The organism is Olsenella sp. KH1P3, from assembly GCF_900167315.1.
Taxonomy (GTDB): Bacteria; Actinomycetota; Coriobacteriia; order Coriobacteriales; family Atopobiaceae; genus Olsenella_J; species Olsenella_J umbonata_A.
On the sequence record NZ_FUWQ01000004.1, the window covers coordinates 147,845 to 169,193 of the forward strand.

The following is a 21,349-nucleotide window of genomic DNA, read 5'->3' on the forward strand; positions in this document are numbered from 1 at the left end:
AGCGCCGGCATATGGGTCGGCCGCCAGTGACGACTAGGCCTTGCGGCGCTCCATCGCCGAGCCCGAGACGCTGTGGCCCGAGGCGAGCTCGAAGTGGCACTCCGCGATTCCCAGGTTGACCGCGGCCATGGCGCCGGCGGAGCTGGCCGTTACCTCGGTCTGGTCTTTGCTTAGGGTGAACACGAACCTCTGCCGGTTGAAGGCGGTCGGCGCCAGGCGTGCGGCCTCCATGCCGCGCTGGAACCAGTCGGGCATCGCGAACCCGTGGGTGGCGCACAGCTCCGATATGCCCTTAGACTTGCTGGGGGTGCCCTGCGAGATGCCGTAGCCTAGCGCGATGGTGCCTAGCAGCCTCTGGCCCTTGGCTACCGCGCACCGCGTCTTGCGCTTGCTGAAGGTGCCGCCCACCCAGCAGCTGTTGAGCCCGAGCTGCTGTGCCAGGAGGACCAGCTGCTCGCCGTAGTAGCCGCAGAGCTCGGCCCCGTCGCCGTCCTTGGGGGCCACGAGCGCGAGGTAGTTCCGGACGTTGTCGAACTTGCCGTAGTGGCTCAGGAAGGACGAGAAGGCCTCGGCTTCGTCGCAGGCTAGCTGGATGTTCAGGCCGCCCTGCTCGTTGACGGACGCCACGGCCCCCTCGAGTCGCTCGCGCACCGCGCCCTCGATGGGCTTGCTCGTGAACTGCCTTACCGAGTGGCGAGCGGCGATGGCCTCGTCGATTCGGCTTTCGTCCAGGATGCTGCTGTGGGGCATGTTGGCACGTCCTTCTCGTAGATACCTTTTTGACGAGTCTACGCCTTCCATTTGGTATGGGCTGCGGGAATCGCGCCTCTCGCTGGGTCGCGACGGATGACGCAGACGAGAAACGCTTCGTCACCGTAGAGGAAACAACTTATATTTCGGCGCGTAACGCCGGATTGCCACACTGTCTACCGGAAGAGGGAACCGAGGGGACCGACGGAAGGGGACAGGATGGCTGACGGTGTCGACTCGAGGATGTATGACTACGGTGCGGGCAAGTCTGCGATCAGGACGGTCTACGAGCAGACGACCGAGCTGCGCCAACAGGGAGTGACCGACTTCTGGGACTACTCCATCGGCAATCCCTACGTCTCGGCGCCGCCCGAGGTGAACGAGGCCATCCGCGAGGTGCTTGAGGAGTATGACCCGATTGACGTGCATGGCTATCCGCCCAACAACGGCTGGCTGACCACGCGCCAGGCCGTTGCCGCAAACCTCAACCGTCGCTTCAACGCGCATGCCCGCGCCAGCGAGATCGCTATGACCGGCGGCTGCGCGGGGGCCATCACCTCGACCATCGCGGCGGTCACCACGGCCGGCGAGGACGTCATCGTCCCCGTTCCCTACTTTGCCGAGTACCGCATGTACATCCAGGCGTGGAACTGCCGCTGCGTCGAGGTGCCGACGCTGCCTGAGACCTTTCAGCTGGACCTGGACGCCATCGAGCGCGCCATCGTCCCCACCACGCGCATGGTCATCATCAACACGCCCAACAACCCGACGGGCGCCATCTACACGGAGGAGTCCCTCAAGAAGTTGGGCGAGCTCCTGCGTCGCAAGTCGAAGGAGCTGGGGCAGACCATCTACCTGCTTTCCGACGAGCCCTATCGCGAGATCGTGTATGACGGCAAGCAGTGTCCGTGGGTGGCGCAGTACTACGAGAACACCATCGTGTGCTACAGCTGGTCCAAGTCGCTCTCGCTTGCCGGCGAGCGCGTGGGCTACGTTTGGGTGCCAAGCACGGTGAGGCACGCGGGACGCGTCTACGATGCCATCCTGGGTGCGCAGCGCGTGGTCAACTCCATCTGCAACAGCCTGTTCTGCCGCGTGATCGAGCGCTGCGTCGACCTGCCGGCCCCCGTAGAGGAGTACGCGCGCAAGAGAGCTCTGCTCTTCGACGGACTGACCAAGATCGGCTACGAGGTGGTACATCCCGACGGTGCGTTCTACCTGTGGGTGCGTGCGCTCGAACCGGATGACGACGCCTTTCAGGAGCGTGCGGCGAACGAGGAGCGGCTCTACGTGGTCGGCTCCGACGACTTCGCCGCAAAGGGCTACTTCCGCCTGAGCTACTGCGTGTCTGACGAGTGCATTCGCACGAGCCTGCCCGCATTCAAGCGTCTGTACGACTCATATGGTGGCTACCAGTGGTAATAAGGGTCGAGGCCCGCGGACGCTCCGTGGGGCCTCGTTGCCTACGTTGTGTGGGCTCTGAAGACCTTGGCGGATTCACCGACTCCGTGGCCGCAGGGCCTCGCCGCCTACATCGTGTGGGTGCTGAAGACGGGGTCGTCCTCCCAGAGGATCACCTCGTTGCCCCCAAGCTCGCCTGCCGTGTGCGCCTCGAGGGTGCTGGGGACGTCTATCAGGCGCTGGTTGGAGGATCCACGGAACCGCAGGGTGATGTCGTAGTTCTGCTGCTGCCACGGTCCGTCAACGAGCACGTCGACGCATGACAGGATGCGGTCGGTGACGTCCGTGTGCCACTTGCCCTGGGTCAGCTGATCCCAGGTGTGTCCCGAGAACATCCAGATGCTCTTCTCGGGAAACTCCGTGCGCACGCGCTCGACGAAGTCGACCAGGCCCGCCTGGTTCTCGGGCTCGAAGGGTTCGCCGCCCAGGATGGTGAGGCCGTCGATATAGACGGGGCGCAGACTCTCGACGATCTGATCCTCGACTGCGGGCGTGAACTCCTCGCCCGCGTCGAAGTCCCAGGCCTCGTAGTTGAAGCAGCCGGGGCAGTGCAGGCGGCAGCCGCTGACGAAGAGCGAGGTGCGCACACCCGTGCCGTTTGCGATGTCGCAGTACTTGATGGTTGCGTAGTTCATGGCTTGCCTCCCTGGGTCCCCTGCGCGACGGCGCTCCGCCAAGACGCTGGCCTGCGAGAAGGGCGTTGCGCTCGGTCTCGGTGCCTTGCCGGCGCCGGATTGTGCGCAACGGTCGTAACGGTCGCAAAAAAGCCGAGCCCTCCCGCGCATGGGTTCTTGCGGTGCAAGTAATCCTAGCACGGAAGGGCTCGGCTCTCTCTGCGTTGGCTCTTACAGGTGAAGGACGCGGTCCTTGATCTCCTGCGTACGGCCCTGGTTCCAGAACTGGGTGCCGATGTAGCCGCAGGTGCGTCGTGCGACGTTCATCTTGGACTGGTCGCGGTTGTGGCAGTTGGGACACTCCCAGACCAGCTTGCCGTCATCCTCGACGATCCTGATTTCGCCGTCGTAGCCGCACACCTGGCAGTAGTCGCTCTTGGTGTTGAGCTCGGCGTACATGATGTTGTCGTAGATGAACTGCATGACCTTGATGACGGCCTCGAGGTTGTCCTGCATGTTGGGGACCTCGACGTAGGAGATTGCGCCGCCGGGGGAGAGACGCTGGAACTTGCTCTCGAACTGCAGCTTGGTGAAGGCGTCGATCTTCTCGGTCACGTGGACGTGGTAGCTGTTGGTGATGTAGCCCTTGTCCGTGATGCCCTTGATGATGCCGAAACGGCGCTGGAGGGCCTTGGCGAACTTGTAGGTGGTGGACTCCAGCGGCGTGCCGTAGAGGGAGTAGTCGATGTTCTCGGCCTCCTTCCACTTGGCGCACATGTCGTTCATGTGCTGCATGACGGAGAGCGCGAAGTCGGTTGCCTCGGGGTCGGTGTGGCTGTGGCCGGTCATGGCCTTGACGCACTCGTAGAGGCCCGCGTAGCCCAAGCTGATGGTGGAGTAGCCGCCGTAGAGGAGCTTGTCGATCTTCTCGCCCTTCTCGAGGCGTGCGAGGGCGCCGTACTGCCAGAGAATCGGGGCAGCGTCAGAGGTGGTGCCCAGAAGGCGCTCGTGGCGGCAGCGCAGGGCCTTGTGGCAGAGCTCGAGGCGCTCGTCGAAGATCTGCCAGAACTTGTCGAAGTTACCGTCGGCGGACAGCGCGACGTCGGGCAGGTTGATGGTGACGACGCCCTGGTTGAAGCGACCGTAGTACTTGGGCTTGCCTGGCTCCCAGTTCTTTGCGTTGGCGACGTTGTCGAAGCCGTTGCCGGAACGGTCGGGGGTCAGGAAGGAGCGGCATCCCATGCAGGTGTAGACGTCGCCCGCGCCCTCGGTCTCGCCCTTCGAGAGCTTGTACTCCTTCATCTTCTTCTCAGAGATGTAGTCCGGGACCATGCGCTTGGCGGTGCACTTGGCGGCGAGCTTGGTGAGGTAGAAATACGGGGAGTCGGCGCTGACGTTGTCCTCCTCGAGCACGTAGATGAGCTTCGGGAAGGCGGGCGTGATCCAGACGCCGGCCTCGTTCTTGACGCCCTGGTAGCGCTGCTTGAGCATCTCCTCGATTACGAGGGCGAGGTCCTTCTTCTCCTGCTCGTTCTTGGCCTCGTTGAGGTACATGAAGACGGTGATGAAGGGCGCCTGACCGTTGGTGGTCATGAGAGTGACGACCTGGTACTGGATGGTCTGGACGCCGCGGGAGACCTCGTCGCGCAGACGCTTCTCGACGATCTGGTCGATCTTCTCGGTGCCGGGGTGGGCGTCGATCTCCTCCATCTCTGCGAAGACCTGGCGACGGATCTTCTTGCGCGAGATGTCTACGAAGGGAGCGAGGTGGGCGAGCGAGATGGACTGTCCGCCGTACTGGCAGGACGCGACCTGGGCGATGATCTGTGTGGCGATGTTGCACGCGGTCGAGAAGGAGTGGGGCTTCTCGATCATGGTGCCCGAGATGACGGTGCCGTTCTGCAGCATGTCCTCGAGGTTCACGAGGTCGCAGTTGTGCATGTGCTGCGCGAAGTAGTCAGCGTCGTGGAAGTGGATGATGCCCTCGTTGTGGGCGTCGACGACCTCGGCGGGCAGCAGCTCGCGCATCGCGAGGTCCTTGGAGACCTCGCCGGCCATGTAGTCGCGCTGGACCGAGACGACGGTGGGGTTCTTGTTGGAGTTCTCCTGCTTGACCTCTTCGTTGTTGGACTCGATGAGCGAGAGGATCTTGTCGTCGGTGGTGTTCTTCTGGCGCTTCTGGTTCTGGACGTAGCGGTAGATGATGTACTTGCGTGCAACCTCGAAGCGGTCGAGCGCCATCAGCTGATCCTCGACGAGGTCCTGGACCTCCTCGACGGTGACCGTGTGGCCGGAGGCCTTGCAGGCATCCTCGACGTTGAGCGATGCGAAGGTTACCTCGCGGTCGGTCAGCTTCTCTTCGGTGGGGACCTCGGCATTGGCGGCCTTGATGGCGTTCTCGATCTTGTTCAGGTCGAATGTTGCCTCTGAGCCGTTTCGCTTAATGATCTTCATGATCTGATCCTCCAGTTGGTTGTTGCCTACAGCCGCAGGCGCGGTTTGGCCAAAAAAAGACGCACCGCATGGCACGCCAGGGACCTAGCTCCTGATTGGCTGCGTTTAGTGTGCGATATGAATATGACACAATCTCTTGTGGTCTGCTTGTGAGAAAACCCCTAGATATTGTTTGACATTCTCAAATCTTTACATAAAAGCGAATTTGTCACATGCATTGGCGCAGGTAGCAAGAACGACACGTGGCATATCTGTCGCGCAATCTGACAGAAAAAATAATCTGACAAATTTGGGTGGCATTTCCGTGAGCGGAAAAACGCCTAGTAGACCATAGCCAAGCGCCGGAGAGATGTGTTCCATTCCATATTCTGGACATACGCGCAGGTAGTTGAATTGTGCCTTTGAACAGGAATTTCAAAGCCGCTGGTAGATGCGATGAGCGCTGACACATCGCCAAATTCGTGCGCACAAATCGCCCTCAAATTAGACGCCGCGCATGGCCGCTCGGCGACGCGTCCTACTGGCGCCCGGCATGCTTCCTGTAGGCGTCGTAGAGGTCGTCGATCATGCTCTGGTACTCAGAGGGCCTCAGACTGGGAAAGGCGCCGAGGATGCGCTTCTCCTGCGCGTTGAGGGCGGACGAGAAGTGCTCGGCCACTTCGCCCTGGGCGTTGCGGGCCGCGTCGATGAGGGCGGACAGCTCGATCTTGGGGACGGGCATGTTGATCCGCGGCAGCGACACGTCGGGCATGTGCCTGCTCAGGCTGCGACGGGCGGCTCCCAGTCGGCGGCCCAGCGAAAGCTCGCGGATGCGCTCCCAGCCGACCAGCGAGGCGATGTCGGAGCGCGAGGGGATGTAGCCGCTCAACGCGTCCATCGCGTCGGAGGGAGAGGGCACGTGCGGTATGGCGGGCGCCCACTGGGCAAGGGCGAAGGCGCGGCTGCGCATGGAGCCAACCAGGTCGTCCATCTTGGAACGGAAGCCGCTCAGGCCGACGTGCGTGACGGCTAGGTCCGCGAAGAACGTGAGCGCGGTGAGCGCCGCGAGCGTCGCGCGCGCGGGCTGCGACATGAGCAGAAGGGGGACCGAGAGCAGCGGCTGCGCGACTTTGGCCACCAGCACGACCCCGACGCCAAACTCGAAGAAGCCGCCGACCCATACGCGCCCGTCGAGGTTGAGCGGCAGATGCGAGTAGTCCCACCACCTGGCGTGGTAGGCCTTCTCCATGACCCACGAAGTGGCGAACTCGAGCGCGCAGGAAAGGGCGCCTCCGACCAGGAACAGTACGGCGACGCACTGGACATCTTGCATAAGAAGGAGTCCCAGGAGCGCGCCCGATCCATAGATGGGCAGGTAGGGACCATTGAGGAAGCCGCGGTTGACCAGCTTGCGCTCTAGCACGGAGCAGTAGGCCGACTCCGCGCACCAGCCCAGGAAGCAGTAGCCGAAGAAGAGCAGCCACAGCGTGGCGAGCCCGTCGGGGCCAAACGGGAGCTCTCGTACGACGATGGCTCCGGACGTAATGCTATCGGGCATTTCTCTCCTCCCTCGACCTTTGGCGTGCGCGCAGCTTGAGGGCGAAGCCGTGGACGGTCTCCCTGGTGGCGACGATCTTGTCGGCGACGCACAGGATGGCACCCTCGCGACAGGTGGGCGGCGTGGGCGTGAGGGGGAACATGTGATGCCTGATCATCGACTGCTCGCGCCGTCCCACGCCGAAGTCGCGGATCGCGTTCTTGCAGGCGCGGCCGGGGTGCGTGAAGCCGTGGAGCCTGTGGCTGGGGTCGTAGACGTGCCAGTCGTAGAGGAAGTAGTCGTGGAGAAGAGCGCCGCGCATCAGGGCCCGCTCGTCCACGGGGACGCGCAGGGCCCTTGCGATGAGCGCGCAGCAGGCCGTGACCGCGGCAGAGTGCTCGAGCACCGTGGTGTCGCCGTGCTGGATGCATTGGCTCTCGATGGACATGCCGGGGGAGGTCAGGATGTCAGAGCAGTATTTCTCGATGAGCTGGTTGGGCGTCGCTGCCGCGTCGATCCGTCGTCGCGGCAGCGGGCGATCGCCCTCCTTTCGGGCGGCGGGCCGTGAGGCTTGGTGCATTGATTATTCCTCCGAGAAGGACATGAGGAGCTTGTCGATAAGGGCCTTCAGCTGGGCGAGGTCCTCAGGGTCCAGGTTGATGGTGTCGCAGACGCAGCGCGGGACGTCGATCGCCCGGTTGCGCAGGGCCCGCCCCGCCTGGGTCAGGGTGATGATGACCGAGCGCTCGTCCTGGCGGGAGCGCTCGCGCGTCAGGTAGCCGTGCGACTCGAGCCGCTTGAGCAGCGGCGTGAGGGTTGCGGAGTCGAGGAAGAGCTGCCTGCCCAGGGCGCTGACGCTCACGCGGTCCTGCTCCCAGAGGGCCATCATGGTGACGTATTGGGTGTAGGTGAGGCCCAGGGGGTCGAGGAAGGGCTTGTACCTGCGGGTGAGCTCCTTTGACGCCGCGTAGAGCGGGAAACAGATCTGGTTCTGGAGCGCCAGGGGGTCTCCGGAGAGGTCGCGGCGCGGCGCGACCTCTGCCGGCTCCTCACGCCAGGCACTCTCGGGCTCGGTATAGATGCCTTGCGCCTTGACCTCGAACGGGTCCCCGGCGGGCTCTGCCGGACTTGCTGGAGCCTGGCCTGCATCGGCGCGGTCGGCCAGGGGCGCGGGAGCGGCCTCGTCGGCATCCGTCGTGGCGCCGTTCTCCCTCGGGTCGTCAGGGCTGTAGCCGGGGTAGTGGCTCAGGGCTTCCTTCCAGTCTGCCATGGCAGATTCCCCTCCTCGTGTAGTTTCGCGACGCCTGTGGCCTCGGCGGGCGTACTAATCGCGTGCGATTTGCAACGCAATCATACCATCATCTGCCAGCTAGTTGCCTACATTTGAGCCAACGTGGGGGAGCATATAAATACTACGCGGATATATGTCACTAATGACGAAGCAAATGGCACGTAGACGGACGCGTCTTCTCTGGCGAGCGATGCGTAAAGAGGGACGAGCGGCTTGCCCGTGCCTTGCCGTCGGAAGGGAAGGAGGAAAGAGGGTATACCTGTGATAGTTTCCCCCGAGGGGGCCTTCGCTCTCAACCGTGAGAGCGCTCGATTGGGGTAGGGAGACCGTAATGGGCGAGAAGAGGACCGCGGCTGCGGCCGCTGCAGTCATCGGCGGAGCCGCCCTGCTGGGGGCGTCGACCCTTGGTGCTGTCGCGCCGCGCGTGGGCGACTCCCACGTGGATGCCCGCTGGGCGCGGATGAAGCGCTATCGCTATGCGCACAGGGGCCTTCACGGCCGCGTGACGGGCGTGCCCGAGAACTCCCTGGCGGCCTTCGAGCGCGCGCGCGACAACGGCTTCGGCGCCGAGATGGACGTGCGCCTCACCAAGGACGATCAGCTCGTGGTCTTTCATGACGCGGACACCACACGCATGTGCGGCGTCTCGGGGGCCATCGAGGACATGACGCTCGACCAGGTTCGCGCGCTGCGCCTTGGTGGGACCGACGAGCGCATCCCCACCTTCGAGGAGGCCATCTCGGTCTTCGACTACGAGGGGCCCAAGAACGAGCTGGATGAGCTCGACGTCGACGGAAGCGGCGTTGCCACTCCGGTGATAGTCGAGATCAAGACCGCAAACGGCAACTTCAAGCGTCTGACGGACCTTGTGATGGAGGCGCTCGACCGCCACTGCGTGTCGTTCTGCATTCAGAGCTTTGACCTCTACGTGCTCTCGCGCCTGCGCTGGCATCGCCCGGAGGTCATTCGCGGGCGCCTTGCCTACGACGTCCGCCACGGGAAGGCCCTGGCCCTGCCCGTCCGCTTCGCCCGGACCATGCTCACGGGCAACCATGCCGCGCGCCCGGACTTCATCGCGTATCGCTTTGAGGACCGCAAGCTGCCCGTTGTCCGAATGGTCGTCGGCCCCATGGGAGCGAAGCCGGTCTATTGGACCATCCGGACCGAGGCAGACCTGCGTGAGTGCGAGGCCGAGGGAGGAGTCGCCATCTTCGAGGGCTTCCTCCCCGACCCGACTTGCTAGCGAGCTGCCGCCGCCAACTGGCGGCTAGACCAGCTGGTCCATGGTCTCGCGGATGGCAAGAATGAAGTCACGCGTATTGAGCTTGGTGGGGTTCTCCAGCGAGGTGATGCGCGCCAGGTCTCCGGTCATCTTTCCGGACTCGATCGTGGCGACGGTCGCCTTCTCCAGACGGTCCGCAAACGCGCAGAGCTCGGGAGTCCCGTCCAGCTCGCCGCGCTTGCGCAGGGCACCCGTCCACGCGAAGATCGTCGCGACGGAGTTGGTGGAAGTCTCTTCTCCCCTGAGGTGCTTGTAGTAGTGGCGCTGGACGGTGCCGTGGGCGGCCTCGTACTCGTAGTAGCCGTGGGGCGAGACGAGCACGGAGGTCATCATTGCCAGGCTGCCGAAGGCGGACGAGAGCATGTCGCTCATCACGTCGCCGTCGTAGTTCTTGCAGGCCCAGATGAAGCCGCCCGAGGACTTCATGACGCGCGCGACGGCGTCGTCGATCAGCGTGTAGAAGTACTCGATGCCCGCCTCGTCGAAGCGCGCCTTGTAGTCAGCCTCGAACACCTCGGCGAAGACGTCCTTGAAGCGGTGGTCGTACTTCTTGCTGATGGTGTCCTTGGTGGCGAACCACAGGTCCTGCTTGGTCGCGAGCGCGTACTCGAAGCAGCTGCGCGCGAAGCTCTCGATGGAATCGTCCAGGTTGTGCATTCCCTGGATGACGCCGGCGTCCGTGAAGTCGTGGATGAGCTCGCGGGTCTCGGTGCCGTCCTCTGCTGTGAAGACAAGTTCGGCCTTGCCGGCGCCCGGCACGCGGATCTCGGCGTTCTTGTAGACGTCGCCGTAGGCGTGACGCGCGATGGTGATGGGCTTGGTCCAGTTGCGGACGACGGGGTCGATGCCCTTGACCACGATGGGCGCGCGGAAGACGGTGCCGTCGAGCATGGCGCGGATGGTGCCGTTGGGGCTCTTCCACATCTGGCTCAGGTTGTACTCCTCGACGCGCTGCGCGTTGGGGGTGATGGTCGCGCACTTGACGGCCACGCCGTACTTCTTGGTGGCCTCGGCGGAGTCGGCGGTCACCTGGTCCTTGGTGGCCTCGCGGTTCTCGAGCCCCAGGTCGTAGTACTCGCTCTTAAGGTCGATGTAGGGGCAGATGAGCTCGTCTTTGATCATCTGCCAGATGATGCGGGTCATCTCGTCGCCGTCCATCTCGACCAGCGGGGTCTTCATCTGGATCTTTGCCATGCGCTATCAACTCCCAAGCGTTGGGTCGGTCGGCTGAGCCGAGCCCGATTGTGCCAAACGTTCCCTAGTTTAGCTGGGTGGGCGCGACTTGCCTACGGTTGGGACAATTCGTAGCGCAATGCTAACGAGAGGAGCTGCGCGCCGCGTTGCTGGTATTCTCTTCTGTGGGTAACCGTTACCCACGACCATGCTGCCGCATCGGACGAGGTCGTGGGACCATGGGGTGAGAAGGGCGGGGCACGATGGCTGGCAAGAGGGCGACGGTGCGCGACATCGCGCGGGAGGCGGGCGTCTCGGTGGCCACCGTGTCGCGCGTCATCAACCAGAACGGCCGCTTCTCGAAGGCGACGGAGCAGCGTGTGCGCGCGGCCATAAAGAAGTTCGACTACCGTCCCAACCAGATGGCCAAGGGGCTTCGCCAAGACCGCACCAGCGCCATCGGCGTGGTCGTTCCCAACATCTCGAACGAGTTCTTCTCGACGCTCATCCTGTCCCTTCAGGAGCGCTTCTTCGAGGCGGGCTACTCGCTGAGCATCTACAACACCAACCACTGCGCCCAGATGGAGCGCGCGAGCCACGCGCAGCTTGCGGCCCAGCGCGTCTCGGGGGTGGTCTGCTCCAATCCGACCGTGGACGTGCGTGGCGCCCTCGACTCGTCCGTTCCCGTGGTGCTGATCGATGCGGCGCCCGAAAGCCAGAGGGCCGCGCTCGAGCGCGGCTCTGTCTGCGCGTTCGTGTGCTCCGACAACCGGGAGAGCGGACGCCTTGCCGCAGACGAGTTGATCTCGGGCGGCTGCAGGTCCCTCGCGCTCGTCTCGGCCACCCGCCACGACCCGGTGGGGACTCGTCGCACGGAGAGCTTCGAGACGGAGCTTGGGCGGCGCGGTCTCGCGCTCGACCCAAGGCTGGTCATCTGCCCCAAGGCCACGGGCTTCGACGAGGGGTATGCGGCGACGGAGCGCCTGCTTGCCGGTGACATTCCGTTCGACGGCATGTTCTGCCAGACGGACCGCCTGGCCATGGGCGCCCTCGAAGCCCTGCGCGACCATGGGCTGCACGTTCCGGAGGACGTTGCGGTGGTCGGGCACGACGACATCCTTATTGCCCGCTTCGGCAGGCCTCCGCTGACAACGGTGCGCCAGAACCCCCTGCTCATGGGGGAGCGCGCCGCCTCGCTCATGCTCGCGATGATCGCGGGGGAGGAGGGAGCGTGCGGATTGTGCGAGACCGTGCCCGTAGAACTTGTGCCGCGCGCCTCATCTCGCCGTTCGTGCTGTTAGAATCATGCCAGCTAAAATAATGAGGGCATGGTCCAAAGCTCGTAGGCCTAGGTAAAAGGATTCCGGTTCGACTCCGGATCAGCGTGTACTGTGCTCAAAAGGTGGTCGGCCCTATGCGGAGCTGGCGATGCGGTCGCGCCGTCCGCTCGCCTCGCCGCGGCGCTGGCCAGAGTGGTTGCCTTCCTGGCTTCCAATCCTGCCTGCCCTCTGTTCTGGAAGAGTCGGAACAAGAAGGGTCGGTCATGTCATCCCAAAAAACGCATTCCGTCGCGCGTGGCGCCGCAGCTGCGGCGCTGAGCTTTGCCTTGGTCGCGGGGCAGTTTCCCTGCACCGCCTGGGCCGAGGCGGCCCAGGCAACGCCAGGCGAGCCGGCTGTCGAGCAGGTCGAGTCGTCGCAGGACGCGAACGCACAGGGCGGCGAGGGCGCTGTCGCGGAGTCGCCAGAAGGTATCGCAGGCAAGAAGGGCGAGGCGCCTGTCACTGCTGCCACCTCTGCGCAGGGCGCCGCGCCGGCCGTCCCGGCCGCGTCGCCCGCAAGTGGCGCCCTGGCCGTTGCGTCAGCTGCGGTCGAGCCCAGCACGCTGAAGATTGCTGACGAGCAGGGCTCCGAGACCGCCATCTCGTCCGGCATAGCGGTGGGCGCGAACCTTAGGGCGAACGTCTACAGCCTGGAAGAGGACGAGTGGGGCCTCGACGAGGAGGAGGCCGCGCCCGAGAGCGCGTATGCGGACTACGCCTTCCAGTGGTACCGAGGCACCGTGCGCAAAACCATGTATGGCGGAAGCTACGACAGCTATGTGCCCATCGACGGCGCGACGGCGCGCACGTATGCGGCGACGGATGCCGACGCGGGCTTCTACCTGGCATGCAAGGTCACGTTTGCGGGAACGGGCGGCTCCTCGAAGGAGGTCTGGAGCACGTACGCGACCGGCCAGGTGACCGACGGCAAGGCCGAGCTCTCGGGCGTGAGCGCCGCCGGAACTGCCAAGGTCGGTGAGACCGTCAGCGCGGACGCGTTCGTCGCGACGAGCTGGGGCGGAACCAAGAGCGTCGGCTCCGATGCCTCCGTTGGCTACCAGTGGCTGGCTGCAGGCCTTGCGGATGGCAACTACCTGCCCATTGCGGGGGCGACTGGGCGAACCCTTACCATCGGTAGCGACCTGGTCGGCAAGTACCTCAGGGTGAGTGCCGAGTCGCGCAACGTCGTAGAGTCTGCGACGCTGGGCCCGGTCGCGGCGCGTGGCAGCGAGGAGGACGAGGCCCTTCTTGCCGATGCCGTGTCCGCACTTCAGAGCGTCGGCTACAGCGGTTATTGCCCCAGCCCCGCCTATGGCGCCGACTCCAACGCGAATGACATGGTCTCCGCGGAGCTCGCCTCCCTGGACGGGCGCTTCGCGGGCGTCACGGTCGTCACGGAGTCCGTGGCGCACACGGCGGACCCCGATCCCAAGCAGCGGGGCGGCATCGACACGGGCTCCGAGCACAACGGAGACGTCACGTTCTTCTCGCTGAGCCCGTCGGACAAGACGGTGTCGACCGACTACTCGGCCCTGCGCCAGATCAAGCCCACCTTCAGGCTGGGCTACGGCACGGCGACCGCCTGGTATACGCCGGGCAGGTGGGTCCAGCTCGACTGGGACAAGGAGGCAATGTCGCAGGAGCTCTCCGAGGCCGCGGACGGCATGGGGCTCTCCCTTGCGCAGGGCGACTCTGCTGCCGCGGTGACGCAGGGGTTCTCGCTTCCCAACAAGCTTGCGGATGGCGTGAAGGTCGAGTGGAGTAGCTCCGACAAGGACGCCCTGGCGCTCAGCGGCTACTCCTGGGACGACGAGACCAAGGCGACGCCCAGGGCGAGCTCCGAGGACAGGCCCGTCACGCTGACCGCAATCGTCAGCTATTCTCGCTACGGCATGCCTGACGTCAGCGTCACGAGGGACTTCCAGCTGACTGTGAAGGGCGACCCGCAGCTGAGCCAGCATCGCCTTGCCGAGGTCCAGCAGCTGCTCGACCAGAACTACGCCTACGCGTCGCTCTCGTATTCCAACTCTTCCGACGGGGCGTTCGACCCGCAGCCGGTGGCGGGCGACATCCAGCTGCCGACCACCCGAACTCTGGGCACGCGCTCTCTCGACTTCGACGTCAAGGTGAGCTACCAGGCCTCCAACCAGGCCGTGACCATCAGTGGATACCGCGCCAACGTGTGGCGCCCCCTTGCTGGGGCAAGCGACCAGACGGTGGACATCACCTGCACGGTTGCGCTTAGGGACGACCCCTCGAGCAGCGTCTCCAAGACGCTTTCGCTCACCCTGCGCCCGCTTTCTCTGGGAGCGCTTGACGACGAGCTCTCTCTTATGGACGAGGTCGCCGCCGCCTATCCCGAGCGCCTCTTGGGCGGGCAGGACCCCGCGGCGGTCACCTCGGACCTGCATCCCTTCATGGAGGGCTACCTTGACGGTTTGGGACGGGTCGGATGGGCCTCGTCCAGGTCTGCAGCCGACGGGGTCAGCGGCATAGTCGCCTACGACCTCGCCGACTACGACCCCATGGGTTCCAGCGACCAGGGCCGCACGTTCGCCTCGAGCAACTCCTCCGTCGTGAGCAACGAGACGTTGCGCGTCACGCGTCCCGCCTACAACACCAGCGTCACAGTGCGTTCCAACCTCAGGAGCAAGCGCTACGGTGCGTATTACGATCGCTACAAGGATGACCCCCAGCTCTCCGATGCCCTGAAGGCAAAGCTGAAGACCCTGGCAGGGCGAGAGGTCAAGACGGTTCTTACCGTCTTGGGGACTACGGAGAAGGAATCGCCCGACGTCGCCGCCACGGCCTCCGTCGTGGGCATCGACTCCTTCGGCGCGCCCGAGGTCTGGGCATCCGCAGAGGATTACAGCCTGCCGGCCGGCTCGACCGTTGCCGACCTCACCAAGGCGATGCTCGAAAAGGCCGGGCTCAGCTACGTGAGCTACGATACGGCCTACGGCTTCTACCTCGACTCGGTCACGTCGCTCACCACGGGCAAGACCTACGGCTACGACGCGACGACGGGCAAGTACTGGCAGCTCTTCGTGAACGGCAAGGCCTCCGACCTAGGTGCCGACGCCGTGAAGCTGACCGATGGCATGAGCGTCAGCTGGGTGTACTCCGCCTACGGCGAGCAGCCATCCGACCAGAACAAGGTCACAGCCTCGGTCAAGGTCGTCGGACCCAACGCCTCGGGCTCGTACACCTCCTGGGTGGGGCAGAGCGAGGTCAGCGTTCCTGAGGGGACGACCGCGGCCGAGCTTACCAAGATCGCGCTCGAGCGCAACGGCATGACCTGCGATGAGGGCATGTACACCATCAGCTCGCGGGAAGCTGGCCAGACCCTTCCCAACGGGACCCAATCGCTGGGTGCCGCGCAGGCTGCCGACGGAACCTGGTCGTGGTGGCAGTTTTACATCAACGGCGAGCTCTCCAGTGAGTACGCCTCCAGCTACGTGGTCAAGCCGGGTGACCGCATCGAGTGGTGCTACGGGGCCTATGGCTCCGGCCTTCCCCAGGGCGACGTAACGGTTGACCCCTCGGCCCCCCGTCCCGACTACCAGGCCGAGTGGGGTGCCTACAAGGGAAGCGACGGATCCGGAACCAGTGCGGCCGACACGCCCACCACGGGCTCCAGCCTCGCCTGGGCACGGGACCTCGTTGCGTCGGGCATGGCCACCTGGATGAGCGACCCCATCGTCGTCAACGGCGACGTCTACGTTGCTGCCGGCAGCAAGCTGCAGATACGCGATGCCGCGACCGGTGCCATCAAGAGTCAGGCCGACCTGGCGGAGCACGTCGAGTCCACCTGCCGCCTGGCGTACGCCGACGGCCTGGTGATCGTGCCGCTCCATGACGGCCGCGTTCAGGCCCTGACCGCCGACAAGCTCGTGACGGTTTGGCTGACCGATGCCCTTCCGCAGTCGGGCGGCGTTTCCCAGCAGTCCATCTCCACGCCGCTCGTGCGTGACGGGTACTACTACCTCGGCACGACCGCCGCGTCGTTTACGGGTTCCTCGCTCGGTGGCTACCTCATGAGCATTAACCTCGCCACGGGCTCTGTGCGCTGGAGCGTGGAGTCCGAGGGGTCGGGCTACTACTGGTCCGGCGCGGCGAACGTGCGGGCCGGCATCCTCGTGGCGGACGATACGGGGGTGCTTGCGCTGCGCGACGCCTCGACCGGGAAGATCGTCTCGAAGCTCGTGCTGGGAAGCCCCTCTCGCTCGGGTGTCGTGACGAGCGCCGATGGCTCCGAGGCCTATGTGGTCACCACCGACGGCGTGCTCCACAAGGTGAGCGTCGCCGTCGATGGCACGCTCGCGCCCGTGGGCTCGGTCAGGTTCGCCCAGGCGAGCACCTCCACCCCGACGCTCTCGGATGGCAAGGTCTACGTGGGCGGGGGTTCCAGCCGCGTGGGCGGCACGGGTGGCCTCTACGTCATCGACGCCAAGACGCTGTCGGTCGAGCAGAGCGTGACCGCGACGGCCGACGGCGCCATCGCGGGCGACGTAAAGAGCGCTCCGCTGGTGGCCAGGCGGGGCGCGGGCACCTACGTCTACTTCACGAGCAACGCCCGTCCCGGCGGCATCTACGTCTACAAGCTGGGGGAGAAGTGCGCCACCCTCCTGTTCAGGCCGGAGACCACGCGCCAGAACTACGCGATGTCGAGCGTCGTTGCGGCGGCCGACGGCAGCCTGTACTACGTGAACGACTCCGGAAGCCTCTTCAAGGTTGTCGCCGGCAGCGAACTGCCTGGGCCGTCTGTCGAGCCGGGCAATGGTGCCGGCACGACTGACGGGGCTGCGGGCGACGCCGAACGGGGCGGCGCGACGGAGTCCCCGCATGGAGTGACGAATGGCGCCGTCGGGCCCCTGCATGCGGCCCGCGGCGAGCTCTCGCTCGCGTCGGACGCGCCTGCCTCGGGGCGGGGCGCCCTGTTGGGTGGCGGACTGCTGGACGCAAGCGAGTCCGGCCTCCTGGGTGGCCAGCTTGGCGAGGGACTTCTGACGAGCGAGTCCAGTGCGGACGACGACCAGGGCATTGCCGACGACGCGACCCCCCTTGCCGGCTTGGCAAAGCTTCCCGCCTGGCCGCTTGCCGGCGTGTGCGTGGGCGTTGCGGCCGTGGCGTTCTCTCTGCTCGGATTCGGCAAGGGTAAGGAGGACTAGCGATGGCAGAGCCGGACTTCAAGGCGGCGAACACCGCCGCTCGCGACAGGGGGACCTTGGCGGAGGGCCGTGACCCCTCAAAGGGGATCTCGGCTGGGGGCGGCCCCAGCCGAGATCCCGGGGGAAGGCGCGGCCTGGGCGCTGCGCGCGTGGCGACGCTTTGCCTTGCCGCCGTCCTGATTGCCCTGAGCGCCTGGTCGATGAGCCAATATGCGCAGGGGAAGGATCCCTTGGCCCCGCTTTCGGGTTCCGCCTCGACCCAGGCCGCGGTGGACGCGGCTCCCAGCGCGGATGACGATGGCTCGCGGTGCGCCATTGGCCGCGACGACGTCCTTGCGGCGCTTGGCGACCTGAGCTGCGACGGGGAGGACGTCTCGCTCTCCCAGGACGTCCAGGTCGTCGTGAACTCTGCTGGCGTTTGGGTCGAGCAGCGAGACGGCAGCGAGCCTGTTGCGCGCGTGGACGCGACGGCCAGGCGCACCGCGGCGCTGGCCCGCTGGATTGACGGGCGCGGGATCGCGGCAACCGTCACCTGGATCTCGGAGGACGAGTCCGGCGTCGTGCGGGTCGTCATGTCGTTTGACTCCTCGAGTGCGGCCGCCCTTGCGTCCGACGCGGCGACGGCCGACGTCATGGCGGCGGCGAGCGGCTATGCCATCGATTCCGAGTGCTTCGCGGCCTTGGGCGACGTGTCCTTCTCGGCCGCCAAGGGCGACGCGCCCCGGCTGCCTTCCGGAGACGAGGTCGCGGTCGGTCGCGCGTCGTCGGTCTCGGCCGGCTCCGAGGGCGGCTCTGCGCAGGCCGTCGCGTCGGGTTCTGGTGCGGCTTCCGCGGACGTTTCCTCCACGTCCGGCGCCGACGGGCCCGCGGCGGCTGCTGAGCGGGGCAACATGACGGTCTCCGTCAGCATCAACGGAGCCTCGCATCGCGTGAGCGTTCCCAAGGGGACCAGCGCCTACGCGGCGCTGCTCGCTACCGGTGCCACCGTGGAGGGCGGTGCCAACCGCACGGGCAGCGGGACCTGGGTCACGGCCATCAACGGGCTCGGGCAGGACAGCGCGCACGGGTGGACCTACACTGTCAACGGCACGCTTCCGAGCGTGATGAGCGACGAGTACGTGCTTCACGACGGCGACTCCGTCGCGTGGAACTACGTGTAGGCGGGAGGCTGCGTTGGGCAGACGCTCTGGACAGACGGCTTTCGAAGGCGTCCACCTTGTGGTTCCGGCCGTCTACTTTGTCGGCACCATTGGCCTGGGCATCTTCGTGCTGCAGCCCGTCTACGTCCTGCTGTCCGTGGTCGGGGCGCTCCTGTTCGGGGGCTGCTGCCGCGGGTGGCGGGCCGTCGGGCGCAGCCTTGCCTGGCAGGCCCCGCTGGTGATGCTCGTCTGCCTGGTCAATCCGCTCTTTTCGCGCTCTGGCGCGACGACCCTCGCGTGGCTGGGGCCCCTGCCCCTCAAGCTCGAGCCGCTTGCGTTCGGGGCGTGCATGGGCGGCATGCTCGTTTCGATGCTGCAGTGGGTTTCGAACGCGACCTGCGTGCTGACCCAGGATCGCGTCATGGGCATGGCGGGGCGGCGCCTTCCTGTGGTGGGGACCATGGTCTCGATGGCGGTCCAGCTGCTTCCGCAGCTGCTGAGGCGCCACGCGCTGGTCGCGTCTGCGCTCGACGCCTGCACCGCCTCCGGAGGCGGCGGCCAGCCGTCCGCGTCCGGCCGTGCGCGACTGGGCTCGTACGTGCGCAGCTCGACCATGCTCATGTCATGGGCGATGGAGGACTCACTTGAGCGCTCAGATGCGATGCGCGCCCGGGGTTGGGGTGCAACGTCCGCGCGGAGCCACTACCGGACGGAGCTCCTGCGCTCGCGTGACGTTTTGTATGCATCGGCGCTCGCCGCGATGGTCGGCGCAAACGTCGTGCTGGCCATCGTCGCCGTGGGGGAGTGGCGGTTCTACCCTCAGCTTCCCACGCTCGAGCCGTGGTGGGGCTATGCGCCCTACGCCGCGCTGATGGCTCTGCCGAGCGTCCTTGCGCTGGCGGAGCGCCTTCGCTGGAACAGATTGGGGTAGCCGTGGGGTCTTGCTTGACAACAGAGGAAAACGTGGCATCGTCCCGCGGGGAAGTCCCCGCGCTCCAGTTGGACGGCTTGGGCTTCTCCTATGCCGCAGCCGAGGTCGCACCGTCGCCGGAGCCCGTCATCTGCTCCGCGAGCCTGACCGTCCCGCAAGGCGCGTTCGTGCTGCTGGTGGGCGACACGGGCTCGGGCAAGACCACGCTCATGCGCCTGTGCAAGCCCGAGATCGCCCCCGAGGGGAGCATGCGCGGCACCGTCCGCGTGCTGGGGCGCGACGTGCACGAGCTCGACCCCATGGCCTCCGCGCGCTCGGTCGGCTACGTGTTCCAGAGTCCCGACAACCAGATCGTGTGTGACAGCGTGTGTCACGAGCTTGCCTTCGGCCTCGAGAACCTCGGCGTCCCCCAGGACCAGATGCGCCGGCGAATAGCCGAGACCTGCTACTTCTTTGGCATCGAGCCGTGGTTCCACGCACGCTGTGCCGAGCTGTCCGGCGGCCAGCGCCAGCTGCTCGCCCTCGCCTCGGCGCTCGTGATGCGCCCACGCCTCCTGCTTCTGGACGAGCCGACCTCGATGCTCGACCCCGTTGCCGAGAAGAGCTTCCTCTCCCTGCTGTTCAGGGTCAATCGCGAGCTGGGCGTGACCGTGGTCGTGGCCACGCACGCCCCCCAGGCGATGGTCGACTACGCCACGACCGCCTTCCGCATGGAGGGCGGGGCGCCCCGCCAGGTGGAGCTCGGCTCCCTGCGCGGGGGGCATGGCCTTCTCGGCCGCATTGGCGACGATGGGCTGGCGGAGCCTTCCGGTGAGCTTAGGGTCAGCCTGGGCGACGCGTGGTACCGCTACGAGCGCGATGGCCGCTGGGTGCTGCGCTCGGCAGATCTGTCGCTGCGCGCGGGAGAAGTGCGCGCCCTCGTGGGCGGGAACGGCTCGGGCAAGTCGACGCTGCTCATGGCCGTTGCCGGAATCGCGCGTCTGCAGCGCGGGCGTCTGAGCAACGCCCTCTCTCGCTCGCAGGCCTACCTGCCGCAGTCTCCCAAGGCCCTGCTGTCGCGCGAGACCGTCGAGGCGGAGCTGATGGAGTGGTCGGCCTCCGGCTACGGGCGCGACGAGGCGCTCGCCCTGGCCTCGGCGCTCGGCCTCGCGTCGGCGCTCGGTCGCCATCCCTACGACCTCTCAGGTGGCCAGCAGCAGCTTCTGGCCTTTGCGAAGGTCCTGCTCACGCGCCCTCGGCTTCTGCTGCTCGACGAGCCGACCAAGGGGCTGGACGATGCCGCGCGCGTCCTTGTCGCGACCCGCGTTCGCGATGCCGCGCGCTCCGGTTGCGCGGTGCTCGTCGCGACCCACGACGTCGCCTTCGCGAGGGCGGTCGCCACCAGCTGCTCGCTGCTGTTCGACGGTCAGGTATCCCTGACCCAGGATGCCCGGAGCTTCTTCGACGAGTCTTGGGTGTGGGGCGCATGAGCGAGCCACGCGCGAATCCCTCTGCGCTCGACCGCCTCGGGCCGCTTCTGCTTCTGGTCCCCCTCGTGGCGATGCTCTGCTGCGCGTACCTTCAAGTCGAGGCGACCGCGGGTCTGGTGCTGCTCGTCGCCCTGTTCTGCCTGGGGCTGTTCTTCCGCTCGTTCGAGAGGAGCCGTCCCACGCTTCGCCAGGTCATGCCCACTGCGACACTGGCGGCCGTCGCCGCGGCCGGACGCGTGGCCTTCGCACCGCTTCCCGACGTGAAGCCCGTCTCGGCCATTGCCATCGTCGCCGGCGCGACTCTGGGACGCCGCTGCGGCTTCATGGTCGGCGCACTTGCCGCTCTGGTCTCGAACTTCTTCTTTGGGCAGGGGGCCTGGACGCCGCTGCAGATGTACGCGTGGGGCCTGGTTGGCTACCTGGCCGGCGTGCTTTCCGACCACCATGCCCTCGACAGCCGACCGGCCCTCTGCGCGTACGGCTTCTGTTCGGCGCTGCTTTATGGCCTCATCCTCAACGGCTGGCACGTTTTGGGCTTCGTCCGTCCGCTCGAGTGGGCGCCCGTGCTCGCGGCGTTTGCCGCCGGCCTTCCGCTCGACGTGCTGCATGGCGTCTCCACGGTGGGCTTTCTGCTGGCCATCTGGCTGCCGTGGGGAAGGTCGATTCGACGCGTGGTTGCGAAGTACGGCCTTGGCTAGCCGTGCGCCATCGGATCGCTTGACGCAATGGGGTGATGCGTCTAGACTGAGCTGCGTGTTAAGAGTAAACGATTACCCACC

The 21,349-nt window shown here is 65.9% G+C and carries 15 protein-coding genes; 8 read left to right on the forward strand and 7 right to left on the reverse strand.

Features of this window, described 5'->3' with window-relative positions; all coding sequences use genetic code 11:
* Positions 1 to 33: 33 nt before the first annotated feature.
* Complete coding sequence (locus tag B5D13_RS06625) at positions 34 to 750, reverse strand: nitroreductase family protein (protein ID WP_078687532.1); 717 nt, start codon at positions 748 to 750, stop codon at positions 34 to 36.
* Positions 751 to 969: 219 nt separating this feature from the next.
* Between B5D13_RS06625 and B5D13_RS06630 the strand changes: the two genes are divergently transcribed.
* Positions 970 to 2,172 (forward strand): pyridoxal phosphate-dependent aminotransferase, encoded by a 1,203-nt coding sequence (locus tag B5D13_RS06630; RefSeq protein ID WP_078687533.1) that lies wholly within the window; start codon positions 970 to 972, stop codon positions 2,170 to 2,172.
* Positions 2,173 to 2,279: 107 nt separating this feature from the next.
* Here the strand turns inward: B5D13_RS06630 and nrdG are convergent, their stop codons facing one another.
* The 5 genes from nrdG to B5D13_RS06655 form a co-directional block, all read right to left on the reverse strand.
* The gene (gene nrdG / locus B5D13_RS06635; RefSeq protein ID WP_078687534.1) at positions 2,280 to 2,846 is read right to left on the reverse strand and encodes an anaerobic ribonucleoside-triphosphate reductase activating protein; all 567 of its coding nucleotides are present in this window, start codon (positions 2,844 to 2,846) and stop codon (positions 2,280 to 2,282) included.
* Between the two features lie 210 nt (positions 2,847 to 3,056).
* On the reverse strand, positions 3,057 to 5,279 hold the full coding sequence (gene nrdD / locus B5D13_RS06640; protein ID WP_078687535.1) for an anaerobic ribonucleoside-triphosphate reductase: 2,223 nt from the start codon (positions 5,277 to 5,279) through the stop codon (positions 3,057 to 3,059).
* A 517-nt stretch (positions 5,280 to 5,796) separates the two neighbouring features.
* A complete protein-coding gene (locus B5D13_RS06645) occupies positions 5,797 to 6,816 on the reverse strand; it encodes a putative ABC transporter permease (protein WP_078687536.1) in 1,020 nt (339 codons plus the stop codon).
* Entirely contained in the window at positions 6,806 to 7,375 is a 570-nt protein-coding gene (locus tag B5D13_RS06650) for an HD domain-containing protein (protein WP_078687537.1), read from the reverse strand. The genes B5D13_RS06645 and B5D13_RS06650 overlap by 11 nt, the downstream gene beginning before the upstream one ends.
* Before the next feature lie 3 nt (positions 7,376 to 7,378).
* Positions 7,379 to 8,065: a MarR family winged helix-turn-helix transcriptional regulator gene (locus B5D13_RS06655; RefSeq protein WP_078687538.1), complete on the reverse strand. Its 687-nt coding sequence runs from the start codon at positions 8,063 to 8,065 to the stop codon at positions 7,379 to 7,381.
* Between the two features lie 352 nt (positions 8,066 to 8,417).
* Between B5D13_RS06655 and B5D13_RS06660 the strand changes: the two genes are divergently transcribed.
* Complete coding sequence (locus tag B5D13_RS06660; protein ID WP_078687539.1) at positions 8,418 to 9,329, forward strand: glycerophosphodiester phosphodiesterase family protein; 912 nt, start codon at positions 8,418 to 8,420, stop codon at positions 9,327 to 9,329.
* Positions 9,330 to 9,353: 24 nt separating this feature from the next.
* On the opposite strand, the gene B5D13_RS06665 is transcribed toward B5D13_RS06660, so the two are convergent.
* On the reverse strand, positions 9,354 to 10,562 hold the full coding sequence (locus B5D13_RS06665) for an NADP-dependent isocitrate dehydrogenase (protein WP_078687540.1): 1,209 nt from the start codon (positions 10,560 to 10,562) through the stop codon (positions 9,354 to 9,356).
* Positions 10,563 to 10,804: 242 nt separating this feature from the next.
* On the opposite strand from B5D13_RS06665, the gene B5D13_RS06670 reads away from it, so the two are divergent.
* The 6 genes from B5D13_RS06670 (at position 10,805) to B5D13_RS06695 (ending at position 21,268) form a co-directional block, all read left to right on the forward strand.
* The gene (locus B5D13_RS06670; protein WP_078687541.1) at positions 10,805 to 11,842 is read left to right on the forward strand and encodes a LacI family DNA-binding transcriptional regulator; all 1,038 of its coding nucleotides are present in this window, start codon (positions 10,805 to 10,807) and stop codon (positions 11,840 to 11,842) included.
* A gap of 242 nt (positions 11,843 to 12,084) precedes the next feature.
* Positions 12,085 to 17,031: a DUF4430 domain-containing protein gene (locus B5D13_RS06675; protein ID WP_159444000.1), complete on the forward strand. Its 4,947-nt coding sequence runs from the start codon at positions 12,085 to 12,087 to the stop codon at positions 17,029 to 17,031.
* Between the two features lie 2 nt (positions 17,032 to 17,033).
* Positions 17,034 to 18,191 carry a DUF4430 domain-containing protein gene (locus B5D13_RS06680; protein WP_078687543.1) on the forward strand — a complete coding sequence of 386 codons (1,158 nt, stop codon included), beginning with the start codon at positions 17,034 to 17,036 and terminating at the stop codon, positions 18,189 to 18,191.
* A 13-nt stretch (positions 18,192 to 18,204) separates the two neighbouring features.
* Complete coding sequence (locus B5D13_RS06685) at positions 18,205 to 19,101, forward strand: energy-coupling factor transporter transmembrane component T (RefSeq protein ID WP_143327759.1); 897 nt, start codon at positions 18,205 to 18,207, stop codon at positions 19,099 to 19,101.
* Positions 19,102 to 19,133: 32 nt separating this feature from the next.
* Complete coding sequence (locus B5D13_RS06690; RefSeq protein ID WP_078687545.1) at positions 19,134 to 20,570, forward strand: ABC transporter ATP-binding protein; 1,437 nt, start codon at positions 19,134 to 19,136, stop codon at positions 20,568 to 20,570.
* Complete coding sequence (locus tag B5D13_RS06695; RefSeq protein ID WP_078687579.1) at positions 20,567 to 21,268, forward strand: DUF6580 family putative transport protein; 702 nt, start codon at positions 20,567 to 20,569, stop codon at positions 21,266 to 21,268. Before B5D13_RS06690 ends, B5D13_RS06695 begins: the two co-directional genes overlap by 4 nt.
* The last annotated feature ends 81 nt before the right edge of the window (positions 21,269 to 21,349 follow it).

Coding starts and splice junctions, on each gene's coding strand:
- B5D13_RS06670 (WP_078687541.1), top strand. CDS start 10,805: ATGGCTGGCAAGAGGGCGACGGTGCGCGACATCGCGCGGGAGGCGGGC.
- nrdG (WP_078687534.1), bottom strand. CDS start 2,846: ATGAACTACGCAACCATCAAGTACTGCGACATCGCAAACGGCACGGGT.
- B5D13_RS06650 (WP_078687537.1), bottom strand. CDS start 7,375: ATGCACCAAGCCTCACGGCCCGCCGCCCGAAAGGAGGGCGATCGCCCG.
- nrdD (WP_078687535.1), bottom strand. CDS start 5,279: ATGAAGATCATTAAGCGAAACGGCTCAGAGGCAACATTCGACCTGAAC.
- B5D13_RS06625 (WP_078687532.1), bottom strand. CDS start 750: ATGCCCCACAGCAGCATCCTGGACGAAAGCCGAATCGACGAGGCCATC.
- B5D13_RS06655 (WP_078687538.1), bottom strand. CDS start 8,065: ATGGCAGACTGGAAGGAAGCCCTGAGCCACTACCCCGGCTACAGCCCT.
- B5D13_RS06695 (WP_078687579.1), top strand. CDS start 20,567: ATGAGCGAGCCACGCGCGAATCCCTCTGCGCTCGACCGCCTCGGGCCG.
- B5D13_RS06665 (WP_078687540.1), bottom strand. CDS start 10,562: ATGGCAAAGATCCAGATGAAGACCCCGCTGGTCGAGATGGACGGCGAC.
- B5D13_RS06680 (WP_078687543.1), top strand. CDS start 17,034: ATGGCAGAGCCGGACTTCAAGGCGGCGAACACCGCCGCTCGCGACAGG.
- B5D13_RS06675 (WP_159444000.1), top strand. CDS start 12,085: ATGTCATCCCAAAAAACGCATTCCGTCGCGCGTGGCGCCGCAGCTGCG.
- B5D13_RS06630 (WP_078687533.1), top strand. CDS start 970: ATGGCTGACGGTGTCGACTCGAGGATGTATGACTACGGTGCGGGCAAG.
- B5D13_RS06645 (WP_078687536.1), bottom strand. CDS start 6,816: ATGCCCGATAGCATTACGTCCGGAGCCATCGTCGTACGAGAGCTCCCG.
- B5D13_RS06660 (WP_078687539.1), top strand. CDS start 8,418: ATGGGCGAGAAGAGGACCGCGGCTGCGGCCGCTGCAGTCATCGGCGGA.